The sequence below is a fragment of the Caenispirillum bisanense genome, assembly GCF_900230255.1.
In the GTDB taxonomy this organism is placed as follows: domain Bacteria; phylum Pseudomonadota; class Alphaproteobacteria; order Rhodospirillales; family Rhodospirillaceae; genus Caenispirillum; species Caenispirillum bisanense_A.
In genome coordinates this window covers 264,142-280,250 of sequence record NZ_OCNJ01000005.1, presented here as the reverse complement: position 1 = coordinate 280,250, position 16,109 = coordinate 264,142, and the positions used below count along the sequence as shown (strand labels likewise).

Genomic DNA, 16,109 nt, shown 5'->3' with positions numbered 1-16,109 from the left:
GCCGCCATGGATCAGATCATCACCTGGACCGACGTCGGCCCGCTGGCCGACATCCCCGCGCAAGGCGCGCGCACCGTGGCCCACCCGCAGGGGCGCATCGCCGTGTTCCGCACCGTGGACGACCAGGTCTTCGCCCTGCGCGACGCCTGCCCGCACAAGGGCGGCCCGCTGTCGGAGGGGATCGTCCACGGCCGGTCGGTCACCTGCCCGCTGCACAACTGGGTCATCGACCTCGGCAGCGGCGCGGCGCAGGGGCCGGACGAGGGCTGCACCGGCACCATCCCGGTGCGCATCGAGGACGGCCGCGTCTTCCTCGGCCTCGTTCCCTGGGCCGGCGGCGGGGGAGGCTGTGCCCATGGCTGACGCCGCCATCCGCACCACCTGCCCCTATTGCGGCGTCGGCTGCGGCCTGATCGTCAGCCCGACGCGCGACGGCTGGGCGGTCGGCGGCGACCCCGACCACCCGGCCAACCGGGGCCGCCTGTGCTCCAAGGGCGCGACGCTCATGGACACGGTGACGGCCGAGGACACCGGCCCGGTACGCCTGCTCCACCCCATGGTCGACGGCCGCCGCACCGGCTGGGGCGAGGCGGTCAATGCCGTCGCCGACCGCCTGGCGGCGGTGGTGGCGGAGCACGGGCCGGACGCCGTCGGCTTCTACGTGTCCGGCCAGTTGCTGACCGAGGACTATTACGCCGTCAACAAGCTCGCCAAGGGCTTCATCGGCACGCCGCACGTCGATACCAACTCGCGCCTGTGCATGGCGTCCACCGTCGCCGGCCACAAGCGGGCCTTCGGGGCGGACGTGGTGCCGGGCACCTACGAGGACCTGGAACTGGCCGACCTGGTGGTGCTGGTGGGGTCGAACCTCGCCTGGTGCCACCCGGTGCTGGCCCAGCGGCTGCGGGCGGCGCGGCGGGACCGGGGGACGAAGGTCGTCGTCGTCGACCCCCGGCGCACCGCCACCTGCGATTTCGCCGACCTGCACATCGCCCTGCCGCCGGGGCAGGACGTGGCGCTGTTCAACGGCCTGCTGGCCCACCTGGACCGGGTGGACGCCATCGACCGCGAGTACGTGCTGCGCCACGTCTCCGGCCTCGACGAAGCCCTGGCGGCGGCGCGCGCCGACACGCCGCCGGACGTGGAGGGCGTGGAGCTGTTCTACCACTGGGTCGCCACCACGCCGAAGACGGTCACCGTGTTCAGCCAGGGCGTCAACCAGTCGAGCCGCGGCACCGACAAGGTCAACGCCATCCTGAACGTCCACCTGGCGACGGGGCGCGTCGGCCTGCCCGGCGCCACGCCGTTCTCGGTCACGGGCCAGCCCAACGCCATGGGCGGGCGCGAGGTGGGCGGCCTCGCCAACCAGCTCGCCGCCCACATGAACCCCGACGACCCGCACGACGTCGACCGCCTGCGCCGCTTCTGGCGGGCGCCCAACCTGACGGGCGGGCAGGGGCTGAAGGCGGTGGAGCTGTTCGAGGCGGTACGGGCGGGCCGCATCAAGGCGCTGTGGATCATGGCGACCAACCCGGCCGTCAGCCTGCCCGAGGGCGACCTGGTGCGCGCGGCGCTGGCCGCCTGCCCGACGGTGATCGTGTCCGACATGGTGACCGACACCGACACCCAGCGCTTCGCCCATATCCGCCTGCCGGCCGCCGGCTGGGGCGAGAAGGACGGCACCGTCACCAACTCGGAACGCCGCATCTCCCGCCAGCGGCCCTTCCGGGCGCCGGCCGGCGAGGCGAAGCCCGACTGGTGGATCGTGACGCAGGTCGCCCGTGCCATGGGCTTCGAGACGGCCTTCCGCTACCGCGCGCCGGTGGACCTGTTCCGCGAGCATGCCGCCCTGTCGGCCTTCGAGAACGACGGCCTGCGCGCCTTCGACATCGGCGGCCTCGCCAATTTGAAACCACGCGCCTACGACGCGCTCGCGCCCGTGCAATGGCCGGTGCCGGCGGGCACCTCGGCCGGCACCGCCCGCCTCTACGGCGACGGCCGCTACACCCACGCCAACGGCCGCGGCCGCATGATCGCCGTGCGGCAGGAGGCCCCGGCGGAGCGGGCGTCCCTGCGCTTCCCCCTCGTCGCCAATACCGGCCGCTACCGCGACCAGTGGCACACCATGACGCGCACCGGCCTGTCGCCCCGCCTCGCCGCCCACCGGCCCGAGCCGCTGGTGGAGATGCACCCCGAGGACGCCGCCGCCGCCGGCCTCGCCGACGGTGCCCTGGCGCGGGTCACCAGCCGGCGCGGCGAGGTCGTGATGCGCGTCGCCATCGGCGAAGCGCAGCGGCCGGGCGAGGTCTTCCTGCCCATGCACTGGAGCGACACCCTGTCGGCCCGCGGCAGCATCGGCCGGCTCGTCCCCGGCCATGTCGACTCGGTGTCGGGCCAGCCGGAGAGCAAGCACGTGCCGGTGCGCGTCGAGCCGCTGCGGGCGGCGTGGCACGGCCTGCTGCTGGCCCGCGCGCCCGTCGACCTCGCCGGCTTGCCCTATTGGGTGAAGCAGGCGGCCGGCCCCTGCGCCGTCTACGAGCTGGCCGGCGACGAGGCCTTCCCGCTCGACCGCCTGGACGGGGAACGGCTCGACTACGCCGACGCCCGCCACGGCATCGCCCGCCATGCCTGGATCGCCGCCGACGGCCGGCTTTCCGCCTGCCTGTTCCTGGCGCCGGAGCGGCCGGAGGTGGCGCGCGACTGGCTGCGCGACCTGTTCGCCGCTGAAACCCTGTCCGCCGCCGATCGGGCCGTGCTGCTCGCCGGCCGGGCGCCGGAAGGCGGGGCGGTGGCGGAAAGCGGCCGCATCGTCTGTTCGTGCATGGCCGTGGGCCTCGCCGCCATCGAGGCGGCGGCGGCCGGGGGCGGTGCGCTCACCGCCGAAGACATCGGGCGCCTGACCGGCGCCGGCACCGGATGCGGGTCCTGCGTCCCCGAGATCAAGGAGATCCTGAGCCATGCCAAACCCGCCGTCGCCGCCTGAGGCGCTGCCCTACCTGCCCGTGTTCCTCGACGTGCGCGGCCGCAAGGTCGTGCTGGTCGGCGGCACCGAGGCGACCGCCAGCAAGGCCCGCCTGACGGTGCGTGCCGGCGCCGCCGCCGTGGTGGTGGCCGAGAGCCTCTGCCCCGACCTCGCCGCCCTGGTGCGCGAGGGGAGCGTGGTGTGGCACCGCGACTCCTTCCGCCCCGAGCTGCTCGACGGCGCCGCCATCGTCATCGACGGCAGCGGCGATGCCGCCCTGACCGCCGAGGTGCGGGCGGCGGCGGAGGCGCGCGGCATTCCCTGCAACGTGGTGGACGTGCCGGAGCAGTGCGACTTCATCGTGCCGGCCATCCTCGACCGCGCGCCGGTGGTGGTCGCCGTCTCCACCGGCGGGGCGGCGCCGGCGCTCGCCCGCACCATCCGCCAGCGGCTGGAAACCGCCATCCCCGCCGGCTACGGCCGCCTCGCGCGGGCGGCGCAGGCCTGCCGGCAGCGGGTGAAGGACGCCCTGCCGACGGCGCGCGCCCGCCAGCGGTTCTGGGACGGCGTGCTGACCGGCGACCGCGCCGACACGCTCATGGCCCTGCCGGAGGCGGAGGCCGTCGCGGCCATCGAGGCGGAGCTGGCCCGCTTCGCCGCCGCTCCGGCGGAAGAGGGCTCGGTGACGCTGGTCGGCGCCGGCCCCGGCGATCCCGGCCTGCTCACCCTGCACGCCGCCAAGGCCATCGAGACCGCCGACGTCATCCTGCACGATGCCCTGGTGCCGGCGGCGATCCTGGGCCTCGCCCGCCGCGAGACGCGCCTCGTGCCCGTCGGCAAGCGCAAAGGGCGGCCGTCGGTGGCGCAGGCCTTCACCAACCGCATGATGGCGGCCTGTGCGGCGCGCGGCCTGCGGGTGGTGCGGCTGAAGGCGGGCGATCCCTTCGTCTTCGGCCGCGGCGGCGAGGAAGCCGACTACCTGCGCGCCAAGGGCATCCCCGTGCGCGTCCTGCCGGGCATCACGGCGGCGGTCGGCGCGGCGGCGGAGATGGGCCTGCCGCTCACCCATCGCGGCGTCGCCCGCTCGGTGCGCTTCGTCACCGCCCAGTGCCGCACCGAGGCGGAGACGGCGGCCATGGACTGGCGTGCGCTCGCCGATGCGGCGACGACGCTCGCCGTCTACATGGGGCGCGACCGCATGGCCGCGATCGCCCGCCGCCTCGTCGCCGCCGGCCTGCCGGGCGACACGCCCATGGCGGTGGCGGAGAACGCCTGCCGCCCCGACGCCGCCCACCACTTCGGCACCGCCGCCGGGTTCGCCGCCGGCGGCGGGGAGGCCATGGGCAGCGGTCCGGCCATCCTGTTCGTCGGTGACGCCGTCGGCGCGGCGCCGGGGTGGCAGGCGGTCTGCGCTCAGGTCACCGTCAGCCCGCGCGCGGCGAAGATGGCGCGGGCGGCGCGGGTGGCCTCGGGCGTCGGGGTCGGTGTGGCGGCCAGCGGGTAGTCGAGCCCGAGGTCGGTCCACTTGTGCGCACCCATCTGGTGGAAGGGCAGCACCTCCACCCGCTGCACCGCCGGCCCCAGGGTGGCGACGAAATCGGCCAGCCGGGCGATGTCGTCGGGGGCGTCGGTCAGGCCAGGCACCAGCACGTAGCGGATCCACATGGCCTTGCCGAGGGCGGCGAGGCGCCGGGCGCAGTCGAGGGTCGGCTGCAGGTCCTGGCCGGTGAGGGCGTGGTAGGCCTGCGGGTCGGAGTGCTTGATGTCGAGCAACACCAGGTCGACGGCGTCGAACCAGGCGTCGTCGACGGAGGCGTGCAGGAAGCCCTGGGTGTCGAGCGCGGTGTGCAGGCCGAACTCGTCCTTCAGCCGCCGCAGCAGGGCCCCGACGAAGGGCGCCTGCATGAGCGGCTCGCCGCCCGACACCGTCACCCCGCCGGCGCGGCGCAGGAACCCGGCGTAGGGGCGGACTTCCGCCACGGCCTGCTCCAGGTCCACCCGCCGGCCGTTGTGCAGCTTCCAGGTGTCGGGGTTGTGGCAGTAGGAACAGCGGAACAGGCAGCCCGACAGGAAGAAGACGAAGCGCATGCCCGGCCCGTCCACCGCCGCCCCCGTCTCCACGGAATGGAGATAGCCGTGGGACGGGTCGTGGTGCAGGGCGGCCGAGACGTGCGGCGCCAGATGGGGATGGGGCGCCGGACCGGCGGTGGTCATGCGCGGAGCCTCCTCCGGAGAGTCGGGCGGGCGGTTTGGCGGCGGCGTCACATCGCCTCGTGGAAGGTGCGGTTGATGACGTCGAGCTGCTGCTCGCGGGTCAGCTTCACGAAGTTCACCGCATAGCCCGACACCCGCACCGTCAGCTGCGGATAGAGTTCCGGGTGTTCCATGGCGTGGACCAGGGTGTCGCGGTCGAACAGGTTGACGTTGACGTGGAAGCCGCCGGCCTCGGCATAGGCGTCGAGGCAGTTCACCAGGTTCTCCGCCCGCTCCTCCGGCGTGTGGCCGAGGGAGCCGGGGGTGGCCGAGGCGGTCCAGCTGATGCCGTCCAGCGCCGCCGCATAGGGCAGCTTGGCGACCGAGGCGCCGGCGGCTATGAAGCCCTTGGTGTCGCGGCCGTTCATGGGGTTGGCGCCGGGCGCGAAGGGCTCGCCGGCGCGGCGGCCGTCGGGCGTGTTGCCGGTCTTCTTGCCGTAGACGACGTTGGACGTGATGGTCAGCACCGACTGGGTCGGCGTGGCGCCGCGGTAGAAATGCGGCTGCGCGGCGACCTTCTTCATGAAGGTCTCGGTCAGCCACACCGCCAGCGAATCCGCCCGGTCGTCGTTGTTGCCGTAGGCCGGATAGTCGCCCTCGATCACGTAGTCGACGGCCAGCCCGCGCTCGTCGCGCACGACGCTCACCCTGGCGTGCTTGATGGCCGACAGGCTGTCGGCGGCGACGGACAGGCCGGCGATGCCGCAGGCCATGGTGCGCAGGATGTCGCGGTCGTGCAGCGCCATCTCGAGCCGCTCGTAGGCGTACTTGTCGTGCATGAAGTGGATGACGTTGAGCGCCTTGACGTAGGTCTTGGCCAGCCAGTCCATGGTGACGTCGAGCTTGCCCACCACCTCGTCGAAGTCGAGCACGTCGGCGGTGATGGGCGTCATGCCTGCCGCCACCCGCTGGCCGGTCTTCTCGTCGACGCCGCCGTTGATGGCGTAGAGCAGCGCCTTGGCGAGGTTGGCGCGGGCGCCGAAGAACTGCATCTGCTTGCCGATGCGCATGGCCGAGACGCAGCAGGCGACGCCGTAGTCGTCGCCCCACTGGGGCCGCATGAGGTCGTCGTTCTCGTACTGGATGGCGCTGGTTTCCGCCGACACGCGGGCGCAGAAGGTCTTGAAGCCGTGCGGCAGGCGGGTGCTCCACAGCACGGTCAGGTTGGGCTCCGGCGCCGGGCCGAGGTTGTAGAGGGTGTTGAGGAAGCGGAAGTTGGATTTGGTGACGAGCGTGCGGCCGTCCTCGCCCATGCCGCCCAGGCACTCGGTCACCCAGGTCGGGTCGCCGGAGAACAGCTGGTCGTAGTCGGGCGTGCGCAGGAAGCGGACGATGCGCAGCTTGATGACCAGATCGTCGATCATCTCCTGCGCTTGTTCTTCGGTGAGGACGCCGGCGTCGAGGTCGCGCTGGATGTAGACGTCGAGGAAGGTGGAGACGCGCCCGAGCGACATGGCGGCGCCGTTCTGCTCCTTCACCGCCGCCAGATAGGCGAGGTAGGTCCACTGGATGGCCTCGCGGGCGGAGGCGGCGGGGCGGCCGACGTCGAAGCCGTAGCGGGCGGCCATTTCCTTCAGCTCGGCCAGCGCGCGCCACTGCTCGCACAATTCCTCGCGCAGGCGGATGACGTCCTCGGTGAAGACGGCGTCGTCCAGTTCGTGGAACTCGGCCTGCTTCTCGGCCCGCAGGGCGTCGACGCCGTAGAGGGCGACGCGGCGGTAGTCGCCGATGATGCGGCCGCGGCCGTAGGCGTCGGGCAGGCCGGTGATGACGCCCGACTTGCGGGCGGCCAGGATGTCGGGGCTGTAAGCGTCGAACACACCCTGGTTGTGGCTCTTGCGGTACTTGGTCCAGACCTCGGAGACGGCGGGGTCGATCTCGAAGCCGTAGGCTTTCAGCCCGGCCTCGACCATGCGCAGGCCCCCGTTGGGCATGATGGCGCGCTTGAGCGGCGCGTCGGTCTGCAGGCCGACGATGATCTCGGCGTCGCGGTCGATGTAGCCCGGATCGTGCGCCAGGATGGACGAAGCGCGGTCGGCCGAGACGTCGAGCACGCCGCGCTTGCGCTCCTCCGCCAGCAAGTCGCCGAGCCTGGCCCACAGGGCCTTGGTGCGCGCGGTCGGGCCGGCAAGGAAGCCGGCGTCGCCTTCGTACGGCGTGTAGTTGGCCTGGATGAAGCCGCGGACGTCGATCTCGGTCTTCCACGCGCCGTCCGCGAAGCCGCGCCACGCAGCCGCGACGGTCTCGCTGTCGAACATGATGCCCATCATTCGGACTCCTTGGGGGGAGGAGGCCTGGGCGCCGCCGGTGGCGCCCCGGTGTCTCGGGATTGGGACAAGGATCGGTCATCGGCGGGGCGACGTCCAGGGGGACCCGACGCGACCGGTTTTCCATGACCATCAACAGTTTACGCCTTTTCGGGTTGCCGTCCGGTAAACGCCGCCGGGGCCTGCGAGGCCGCTTGACAGGCGATCCCGAATCAGCAGACGATCAGTTTGTCGGACAATCTGTCAGTCTGTTGGAGAGACGATGCCCCGCGCCGAGGCCGCCACCGCCGAGAAGTTCGAGCGCATCAGCACGGCGCCGGCCTATCAGCTGGTCGCCGAAGCCATCGAGCGCGAGATCGTCACCGGCCGCATCCGCCCCGGCGAGCACATCGGCACCGAGGCCGACCTGGTGAAGCAGTTCGGCGTCAACCGCTCGACCGTGCGCGAGGGCATCCGCTGCCTGGAGCAGTCGGGCCTGCTGCGCCGCGAATCGGGCCGCAAGCTGGTCGCCAGCCTGCCGCGCCAGGGCAAGCTCGCCACCCGCATGAGCCGCGCGCTGGTGCTGCATCAGGTGACCTTCCGCGAGCTCTACGAAGCCATCGACATGCTGGAGCGCAGCGCCATCGAGCTGGCCGTGGTCCACCGCACGGAAGACGATCTCGCCGCCATCGCCGACAACGTGGCGCGCACCGAGGACGCCCTCGACGACCCCTCGCGCCTCGCCGAGCTGGACACGGAATTCCACACCCTCATCGCCCAGGCCGCCGGCAACCGCGTGCTGCAATTGGCGCGCGAGCCGGCCAGCCTGCTCATCTATCCCGCCACCCAGCCGATCTTCGAGGCGGTGCCGGAAGCCGGCCCGCGCCTGCTGGCCGCCCACGCCCACCTGCTCGCCGCCCTGCACAGCCGCGACGCCGATGCCGCGCGCACCTGGATGCGCCGCCACGTCGCCGACTTCGGCAAGGGCTTCGTGCGCACCGGGCGCAGCCTCGAAACACCCGTCGAAGCCATCGCCTTCGAGAGCATCTTCCAGACCAGGGGGAGCCTCTAGGCGGACTGACGAACTCGTAGCGGCAAGACGCCGAAGCGCCCCGATCACAACAACGGCGCCGGCGTGTCACCAGGGAGGAGACGTTGCCCGAGACAGTGCCCGTGCTCCTGGCGCGCCAGGGGCCGATCGCCCGCATCCGGTTCAATAGGCCGGCGGCGCTCAATGCCCTCGACGAAGCCACGGCCGTCGCCTTCCGCGACGCCTGCCGCGCCGTCGCCGCCGACCGCTCGGTGCGCTGCGTGCTGGTGGAGGGCGAAGGCCGCGCCTTCATGGCCGGCGGCGACATCGGCCGCTTCGGCGGCACCCCCGACGAAAGCGCCGCCGCCGTTTCCGACATCATCCTGCCGCTGCACGACGGCCTCTTGACCCTGCGCCGCCAGGACGCGCCGGTCGTCGCCGCCCTGCAAGGGGCGGTCGCCGGCGCCGGCATGAGCCTCGCGCTCGCCTGCGACCTCGCCATCGCGGCCGAGGATGCCCGCTTCGTCTTCGCCTATACCGCCATCGGCACCACGCCCGACGGCTCCGGCAGCTTCTTCCTGCCGCGGCTGGTCGGTCTGCGCCGGGCCATGGAGATCGCCCTCCTCGGCGAGCCCATCAATGCCGCCCGCGCGCTGGAGTTGGGCCTCGTCTCGCAGGTGGTGCCGACTGTCGACCTGGAGTCGGCGGCGCTCGCCCTGGCCGAACGCCTTGCCGCCGGGCCGACCGCCGCCTACGGCCGCGTGCGGCGGCTCTATGAGCGATCCTTCGGCGCCACCCTGGCCGACCAGCTGGAGGCCGAGCGCGAGGCCTTCATGGCGAGCACCCGAACCCGCGACTTCGCCGAAGGCTGCCGCGCCTTCACGGAAAAGAGGAGGCCGCAGTTCCATGGCGAGTAACGTGAGTCCGCTGCCCAAAGCCGGGCCGCCCGCATCCGCCGCCGCCGTGCCGGCCCTGGCGGTGCAGGACGTGGCGCTGTACTTCGGCGGCCTGCGGGCGCTGGACGGCGTCACCTTCAGCGCCGCGCAAGGGTCGGTCACCTCGGTGATCGGGCCGAACGGCGCTGGCAAGACGTCGCTGTTCAACACCATCTCGGGCTTCTACAAGGCCAACACCGGCTCCATCCGGTTCTTCGGTGACAGCGTCGATCGCCTGCATGCGCCGGATCGCGCCAAGCTCGGCATGGCGCGCACCTTCCAGAACATCGCCCTGTTCCGCGGCATGACCGTGCTCGACAACATCAAGCTCGGCCGCCACGCCCACATGGAAACCAGCCTGCTCGATGCCCTGTGGTACTTCGGCCGGGCGCGGCGCGAGGAGATGGAGCTGCGCCGCGAGATCGAGGAGCGCATCATCGACTTCCTCGAAATCGACCACATCCGCAACGCCCCCGTCGCCGCCCTGTCCTACGGCCTGCAGAAGCGGGTGGAACTGGCGCGCGCGCTGGCCATGAAGCCGCGCATCCTCATGCTCGACGAGCCGGTCGCCGGCATGAACCGCGAGGAGACCGAGGACATGGCCCGCTTCATCCTCGACGTGAAGGAGGAATGGGGCGTCACCATCCTGATGGTCGAGCACGACATGGGCATGGTCATGGACATTTCCGACCACGTCGTCGTGCTGAACTTCGGGCAGGTCATCGCCCAGGGCGAGCCGCGCGAGATTTCCAACAATCCCGAGGTCATCGCCGCCTACCTGGGGTCGGGTGACGTCGGCGACCTGCGGGCCCGCGTGCAGCAGGGCCGCGGCCGGCGGGAGGTGGCGTGATGGACTGGCTGTTCCTCGCCGAGGTGAGCCTCGCCGGCATCGGCGCCGGCGGCCTCTATGCCCTGACGGGCCTCGCCTTCGTGCTCATCTACAAGGCGACGCGGGTGGTGAACCTCGCCATCGGTGAAATCCTCATGCTGGGCGGCTACGTGTTCTTCGGCTTCGCCGCCGGGCTCGCCCTGCCGACGTGGCTCGCCATCCTGCTGACGCTGGCCGTCGCCGGCCTGTTCGGCGGCGTGGTGGAGCGCCTGCTCATCCGCCCCATGCTGGGCGAAAGCCCCATCAGCGTCTTCATGCTGACCATCGGCCTCGGCAGCATCCTGGTCGGCGTGGTGGAACTGCTGTGGGGCGCCAACCCGCTGCAACTGCCCGACTACATGCCGAACACGCCGCTGTTCATCGGCGAGGCCTATGTCTCGGCCAAGGTGGCGACGGCCTTTGCCGTGGCGGCGGTGACGGTGGTGGCCTTCCTGCTGCTGTTCCGCTTCTGGCGCGGCGGCGTCGCCCTGCGCGCCACGGCGGGCGATCAGGCGGCGGCCTATTCCATGGGCATCGACGTGCCGCGCGTCTTCTCGCTGGCCTGGGTGATCGCCTGCATCACCGCCGCCGCCTCCGGCATGCTTGTCGGCGCCATCGGCGGCATCTCGCCGACCATGGGCGTGTTCGGCCTGTCGGTGCTGGTGGTGGTCATCGTCGGCGGGCTCGACAGCGTGCTCGGCGCCATGGTCGCCGGGCTGTTCATCGGCCTGCTGGAGGCGCTGACCGGCGCCTTCCTCGGCGGCGAGTTCAAGATGCTCGCCACCTTCACGCTGCTGGTCGCGGTCCTGGTGGTCCGCCCCTACGGCCTGTTCGGAACCCACGAGATCGAGCGACTGTAGCCATGCGCATCGGAGCCGCCAAACAAACCTATGCCGCCGACGAGGCCCTGTTCGACACCACGGTGCAGCGCGCCTGGCTGATCGGTCTGTTCGCCCTGCTGGCCGTCTTCCCCTTCATGGCCGGGCCTTACTGGGTCTACATGGCCTGCCTGGTCGCCATCAACATCGCCTCGGCGACGGGCCTCAACATCCTCACCGGCTACACCGGGCTCGTCAGCCTGGGGCAGGCGGCCTTCATGGGCGTCGGCGCCTATACGGTGGCGTGGCTGGAGGTCAATGTCGGCACGCCGCTGCCGCTGAACCTGATCCTCGGCGGCGTGGTCGCCGGGCTGGCCGGCATGGTGGTGGGCGTGCCGAGCCTGCGGGTGAAGGGCCTCTACCTCGCCATCGCCACCATCGCCGCCTCGGTGATCCTGCACTTCGTGTTCTCCCACTGGACGGCGGTGACGGGCGGCGTGTCCGGCCTGACCATGCCGCCGGGCAGCCTGTTCGGCCTGACGCTGGACGAGCCGCACGAGCTGTACTGGGTGATCGTGCCGGTGACCGTGCTGATGGTGTTCGGCGCCGCCAACCTGTTCCGCACCCGCATCGGCCGCGCCTTCATCGCCATCCGCGACCGCGACATCTCGGCCGAGGTGCTGGGCATCCGCCTGCTGCGCTTCAAGCTGCTGAGCTTCGCGCTGTCGAGCTTCTACGCCGGTGTCGCCGGGGGGCTGTGGGTCTATTTCTTCCGGGTGGTGACGCCCGAGAGCTTCCCGCTGGTCATGTCCATCTTCTTCCTGGCCGCCATCATCGTCGGCGGCATGGGGTCGATCCTCGGCGCCATCCTGGGCGCGGCCTTCATGACCATGGTGCCCGAGGCGCTGAAGCTGGTGGTCGGCTGGATGTCGCCGTGGGTGCCGGATGCGGTCGCGCTGCTGTCGCCGGTGCGCACCATCGTGTTCGGCGGCCTGATCGTCCTCTTCCTGATCTTCGAGCCCCAGGGCCTGGCCGAAGTGTGGCGCCGCGTCCGGCGGTTCTTCCACCTGTGGCCCTTCAAGACCTGACATTTCGCAAAAACAACACCTCGCAACGACGAGACCCAAGACCGTACAGGGAGGTATCGTGATGACGTTCAAGCTTTCCCGCCGGACCGTACTGGCGGCGCTGGTCGCCGCCGGCCTCGCGGCCGGCTCCCTCGCGCCGCAGGCGCGTGCCGCCGACGACATCGTGCTCGGCGGCTCCATCCCGCTGACGGGCGTCTTCGCCTTCGCCGGCGAGGGCATCCATGCCGGCATCCAGGACTGGGTGAAGATGGTCAACGAGCAGGGCGGCATCGACGGCCGCATGCTGCGCTACGTGCCGGAAGACACCGCCTACAAGGTCGACGCCTCGGTCGCCGCCTTCAACAAGATCACCGGCCAGAACGCGGTGAACCTCTACTACGCGGACTCCACTGCCTTCTCCAAGACCATCAACCCGGAGCTGGAGCGCAACGGCAAGATCCTCATGGCCGGCGCATCCTTCGCGACCGAACTGAACGACCCCGAGAAGTTCCCCCTGCAGTTCATCGCCGGGCCGGACTATACGGAAATGTTCGGCATCCTGCTCGAATACGTGTCCAAGGAGAAGCCGGGCGCCAAGGTCGCCTTCGTCCATTCCGACACCGAATTCGGCCGCGACCCCATCGCCAGCAGCACCGAACGCGCCAAGACCCTCGGCCTGGAGGTGGTGGAGACCATCGTCACGCCGCCCGGCTCGGTCGACGTGTCGACGGAAGTGCTGAAGCTGCGCCGCGCGCGCCCCGACTACACCATCTTCCACGGCTACGTGCTGGCGCCCATCCCGGAATTCATCAACCAGGCCAAGCAGATGGGGATGGAGACCAAGTTCATGGGCACGTTCTGGTCCATGGACAACGGCATCGTCATGAAGATGGGCGAGGCCGCCGACGGCTTCATGGGCGTCATGCCCTACCGCTACTACTACGACGACAGCGAAAAGGCGCCGATGCTGGAGAAGATCCGGCAGATGCGGCCCGAGTACCAGTCCACCGCCTACCTGCAGGGCATGCTGACGGCCATGCTGATGACCGAGGCGGTCAAGCGTACGCTGGCCGACGGCAAGGAGCTGACGGGCCCCAACCTGAAGGCGTCGCTCAACAGCCTGAAGGACTTCGACACCGGCGGCATCATCGGCGTGCCGGTCAGCATCCCCGGCAACTCCATCCCGGTCGGGCGCATCTACCAGGCCGACATGAAGCAGCAGAAGATGGTGCCGGTGTCCGACTGGATCCGCCTCGACAAGGCGGGGGGCTGACGCCATGGCGGTGGCGGCGGCCAGGGTCGCCGAGGCGCCCAGCGTCCTCGAGGTGACCAACATCGAAGTGGTCTACAACCACACGGTCCAGGTGCTGCGCGGCCTGTCGCTGCGGGTGCCGGAAGGGCAGGTGGTGGCGCTGCTCGGCTCCAACGGGGCGGGCAAGACCACCACGCTGAAAGCCATCTCCGGCCTGCTGGCGCTGGAGAACGGCGCCTTGACGGCCGGCGACGTGCTGTTCTCGGGCACCACCACGCGCGGCCGCAAGCCGCACGAGCTGGTACACGCCGGCCTCTTCCACGTCATGGAAGGGCGCCACGTGTTCGAGGACCTGACCGTCGAGGAGAACCTGGTCGCCGCCACCTATTCCCGCGCCGGGGCGTCGGCGCGGGACTTCGACCTCGTCTATGAATACTTCCCCCGCCTGTACGAGCGCCGCAAGGGGCTCGCCGGCTACCTGTCCGGCGGCGAGCAGCAGATGCTCGCCATCGGCCGGGCGCTGGTGGCGAACCCGCGCCTCATCCTGCTCGACGAACCCTCGCTCGGCCTGTCGCCGCTGCTGACCGAGGAGATCTTCACCATCATCGCCCGCATCAACGCCGAGCACGGCACCAGCATGCTGGTGGTGGAGCAGAACGCCGCCATGGCCTTCGCCGTCGCCTCCTACGCCTACATCATGGAGACGGGGCGCATCGTCACCGACGGGCCGGTGGAGACGCTCATGCGCGACCAGGACGTGCGCGAGTTCTACCTCGGCATGGGCGAGGAAGGGGCGGCGCGGAACTACCGCGACGTCAAGCACTACAAGCGCCGCAAGCGCTGGCTTTCCTGAGGATGCCCGCCATGCCCGAGCTTCCCCCGCTGACCCTGGTGCAGATGCTGCGCCGCCGCGCCACCGAGACGCCGGCCGGCATCGCCCTGCGCCAGAAGGATTTCGGCATCTGGAACCCGATCACCTGGGCCGACTACTACCGCCGCGCCCGCGCCGTGGCGCTCGGCTTGCGGGCGCTCGGCCTGCCGGAAGGCGGCCACGTCGGCATCCTGTCCGACAACCGGGTGGAATGGGTGCTGGCGCAGTTCGGCGCCGGCATCGCCGGCGGTGTGGCGGTCGGCGTCTACCCCACCAGCCCGGCGTCGGAAGTCGCCTACGTCCTCGGCCATGCCGACTGCCAGATCGTCGTCTGCGAGGACCAGGAACAGGCCGACAAGGTGCTGGAATGCCAGGACCGGCTGCCGCAGTTGCAGCGCATCGTCGTCATCGACATGAAGGGCCTGCGCGGCTACCCGCGCGACCGCATCATCTCCTTCGCCGACGTCGAGGCGCTCGGCGCCGGGCTCGACCCCGCCGAGGTGGAGCGGGCGGTGGACGCCCAGACGCTCGACGACGTGGCGCTGATGATCTACACCTCCGGCTCCACCGGCAAGCCCAAGGGCGCCATGATCGCGTGGCGCAACATGCGGGCCGAGGCCGCCGCCATGGTCGAGCGGCTGGGCGCCGGGCCGGGCACCAGCCATCTGTCCTACCTGCCGCTCTGCCATGTGGCCGAGCAGATGTTCACCACCATGGCGCCCATCTATGCCGGCGGCATGGTGAACTTCGGCGAAAGCCTGCGCACCGTGCAGGAAGACCTGCGCGAGGTGGCTCCGACCAGCTTCCTCGGCGTGCCGCGCATCTGGGAAAAGCTGCACAGTTCCATCCACATCAAGATGATCGAGGCCGGCGGGGTGCGCCGCTGGCTGTTCGACCGCGCCATCGCCGCCTGCGAGCCCTTCGCCGAGACGCCGCCGGCGCAGCGCAGCCTGGGCCAGACGCTCACTTTCGCCCTCTACTCGGCGCTCGTCTTCCGGGCGCTGCGCAACTACATCGGCCTGCGCAAGGCGCGCGTCGCCATGACGGGGGCGGCGCCCATCTCGCGGCGCATCGTCACCTTCTTCCGCACCATCGGCGTGCCGGTGCTGGAAATCTACGGCCTGACCGAGACCACCGGCATGGTCACCGGCCAGTATCCCGGCCGCACGGCGCCGGGCTGCGTCGGGCCGGCGGTGGAGGGGGCGGAGTGCCGCATCGGCGACCTGGGCGAATTGCAGGTGCGCGGCGACCTCGTCTTCGCCGGCTACTACAAGAACCCCGAGGCGACGGCGGCCTCCATCCGCGACGGCTGGCTGCACACCGGCGACGTGGTGGAGATGATCGACGGCCAGTTCCGCATCGTCGACCGCCTGAAGGACATCATGATCACCGCCGGCGGCAAGAACCTGAGCCCGTCGGAGATCGAGAACACCGTCAAGGGCAGCCCCTACATCAAGGAATGCATCGTCATCGGCGAGGGGCGCAAGTACGTCTCCGCCCTCATCCAGATCGACCTGGACACCGTCGGCAAGTGGGCCGAGGAGCAGGGCATCGCCTATACCCACTTCCGCAGCCTGGTCGAGAACCCGGCGGTGCGCGAGCTGGTGCAGCGCGAGATCGACACCGCCAACGGGCAGCTCGCCCAGGTGTCGCACGTCCGCAAGTTCCACCTGCTGACCAAGGAACTGGACCACGACGACGACGAGGTGACGGCGACCATGAAGGTCCGCCGCTCCAACATCGCCACCAAATACGCCACCGAAATCGCCGGCCTCTACGCCTGAGCCCGCCGACGCCCGCAGGAAGG

13 protein-coding genes are annotated in these 16,109 nt (G+C 70.9%); 11 read left to right on the top strand and 2 right to left on the bottom strand.

Annotated elements, in window-relative coordinates:
- The first annotated feature begins 18 nt into the window (after nt 1–18).
- From nirD to cysG, 3 genes are read left to right on the top strand one after another with little or no spacing between them, the layout of a single operon-like run.
- Nucleotides 19–363, top strand: coding sequence for a nitrite reductase small subunit NirD (gene nirD, locus CRP50_RS13200; RefSeq protein WP_097279785.1), 345 nt, complete (start codon nt 19–21; stop codon nt 361–363).
- Complete coding sequence (locus CRP50_RS13195) at nt 356–2,983, top strand: nitrate reductase (RefSeq protein WP_176525152.1); 2,628 nt, start codon at nt 356–358, stop codon at nt 2,981–2,983. Before nirD ends, CRP50_RS13195 begins: the two co-directional genes overlap by 8 nt.
- Nucleotides 2,958–4,466: a siroheme synthase CysG gene (cysG, locus tag CRP50_RS13190; protein WP_097279636.1), complete on the top strand. Its 1,509-nt coding sequence runs from the start codon at nt 2,958–2,960 to the stop codon at nt 4,464–4,466. The genes CRP50_RS13195 and cysG overlap by 26 nt, the downstream gene beginning before the upstream one ends.
- On the opposite strand, the gene pflA is transcribed toward cysG, so the two are convergent.
- Together pflA and pflB are read right to left on the bottom strand one after the other, a co-directional pair.
- Nucleotides 4,376–5,176 (bottom strand): pyruvate formate-lyase-activating protein, encoded by an 801-nt coding sequence (gene pflA, locus CRP50_RS13185; protein ID WP_097279635.1) that lies wholly within the window; start codon nt 5,174–5,176, stop codon nt 4,376–4,378. The genes cysG and pflA overlap by 91 nt on opposite strands.
- 47 nt (nt 5,177–5,223) lie before the next feature.
- A complete protein-coding gene (pflB, locus tag CRP50_RS13180) occupies nt 5,224–7,482 on the bottom strand; it encodes a formate C-acetyltransferase (RefSeq protein ID WP_097279784.1) in 2,259 nt (752 codons plus the stop codon).
- Between the two features lie 262 nt (nt 7,483–7,744).
- On the opposite strand from pflB, the gene CRP50_RS13175 reads away from it, so the two are divergent.
- The 8 genes from CRP50_RS13175 to CRP50_RS13140 all read left to right on the top strand — a co-directional run bounded on the left by CRP50_RS13175 (nt 7,745) and on the right by CRP50_RS13140 (nt 16,086).
- Nucleotides 7,745–8,533 (top strand): FadR/GntR family transcriptional regulator, encoded by a 789-nt coding sequence (locus tag CRP50_RS13175; RefSeq protein WP_097279634.1) that lies wholly within the window; start codon nt 7,745–7,747, stop codon nt 8,531–8,533.
- Nucleotides 8,534–8,628: 95 nt separating this feature from the next.
- On the top strand, nt 8,629–9,408 hold the full coding sequence (locus CRP50_RS13170; protein ID WP_245913470.1) for an enoyl-CoA hydratase/isomerase family protein: 780 nt from the start codon (nt 8,629–8,631) through the stop codon (nt 9,406–9,408).
- Complete coding sequence (locus tag CRP50_RS13165) at nt 9,398–10,276, top strand: ABC transporter ATP-binding protein (protein WP_097279632.1); 879 nt, start codon at nt 9,398–9,400, stop codon at nt 10,274–10,276. The genes CRP50_RS13170 and CRP50_RS13165 overlap by 11 nt, the downstream gene beginning before the upstream one ends.
- A complete protein-coding gene (locus CRP50_RS13160) occupies nt 10,276–11,154 on the top strand; it encodes a branched-chain amino acid ABC transporter permease (protein ID WP_097279631.1) in 879 nt (292 codons plus the stop codon). Before CRP50_RS13165 ends, CRP50_RS13160 begins: the two co-directional genes overlap by 1 nt.
- A 2-nt stretch (nt 11,155–11,156) precedes the next feature.
- Nucleotides 11,157–12,200, top strand: a complete 1,044-nt coding sequence (locus CRP50_RS13155) for a branched-chain amino acid ABC transporter permease (protein ID WP_097279630.1) — start codon at nt 11,157–11,159, stop codon at nt 12,198–12,200.
- A gap of 61 nt (nt 12,201–12,261) precedes the next feature.
- The gene (locus tag CRP50_RS13150) at nt 12,262–13,452 is read left to right on the top strand and encodes an ABC transporter substrate-binding protein (RefSeq protein ID WP_097279629.1); all 1,191 of its coding nucleotides are present in this window, start codon (nt 12,262–12,264) and stop codon (nt 13,450–13,452) included.
- 4 nt (nt 13,453–13,456) lie between these two features.
- Nucleotides 13,457–14,284, top strand: a complete 828-nt coding sequence (locus CRP50_RS13145; protein WP_097279628.1) for an ABC transporter ATP-binding protein — start codon at nt 13,457–13,459, stop codon at nt 14,282–14,284.
- An 11-nt stretch (nt 14,285–14,295) separates the two neighbouring features.
- Nucleotides 14,296–16,086 carry an AMP-dependent synthetase/ligase gene (locus CRP50_RS13140; protein ID WP_097279627.1) on the top strand — a complete coding sequence of 597 codons (1,791 nt, stop codon included), beginning with the start codon at nt 14,296–14,298 and terminating at the stop codon, nt 16,084–16,086.
- Nucleotides 16,087–16,109 lie beyond the last annotated feature (23 nt).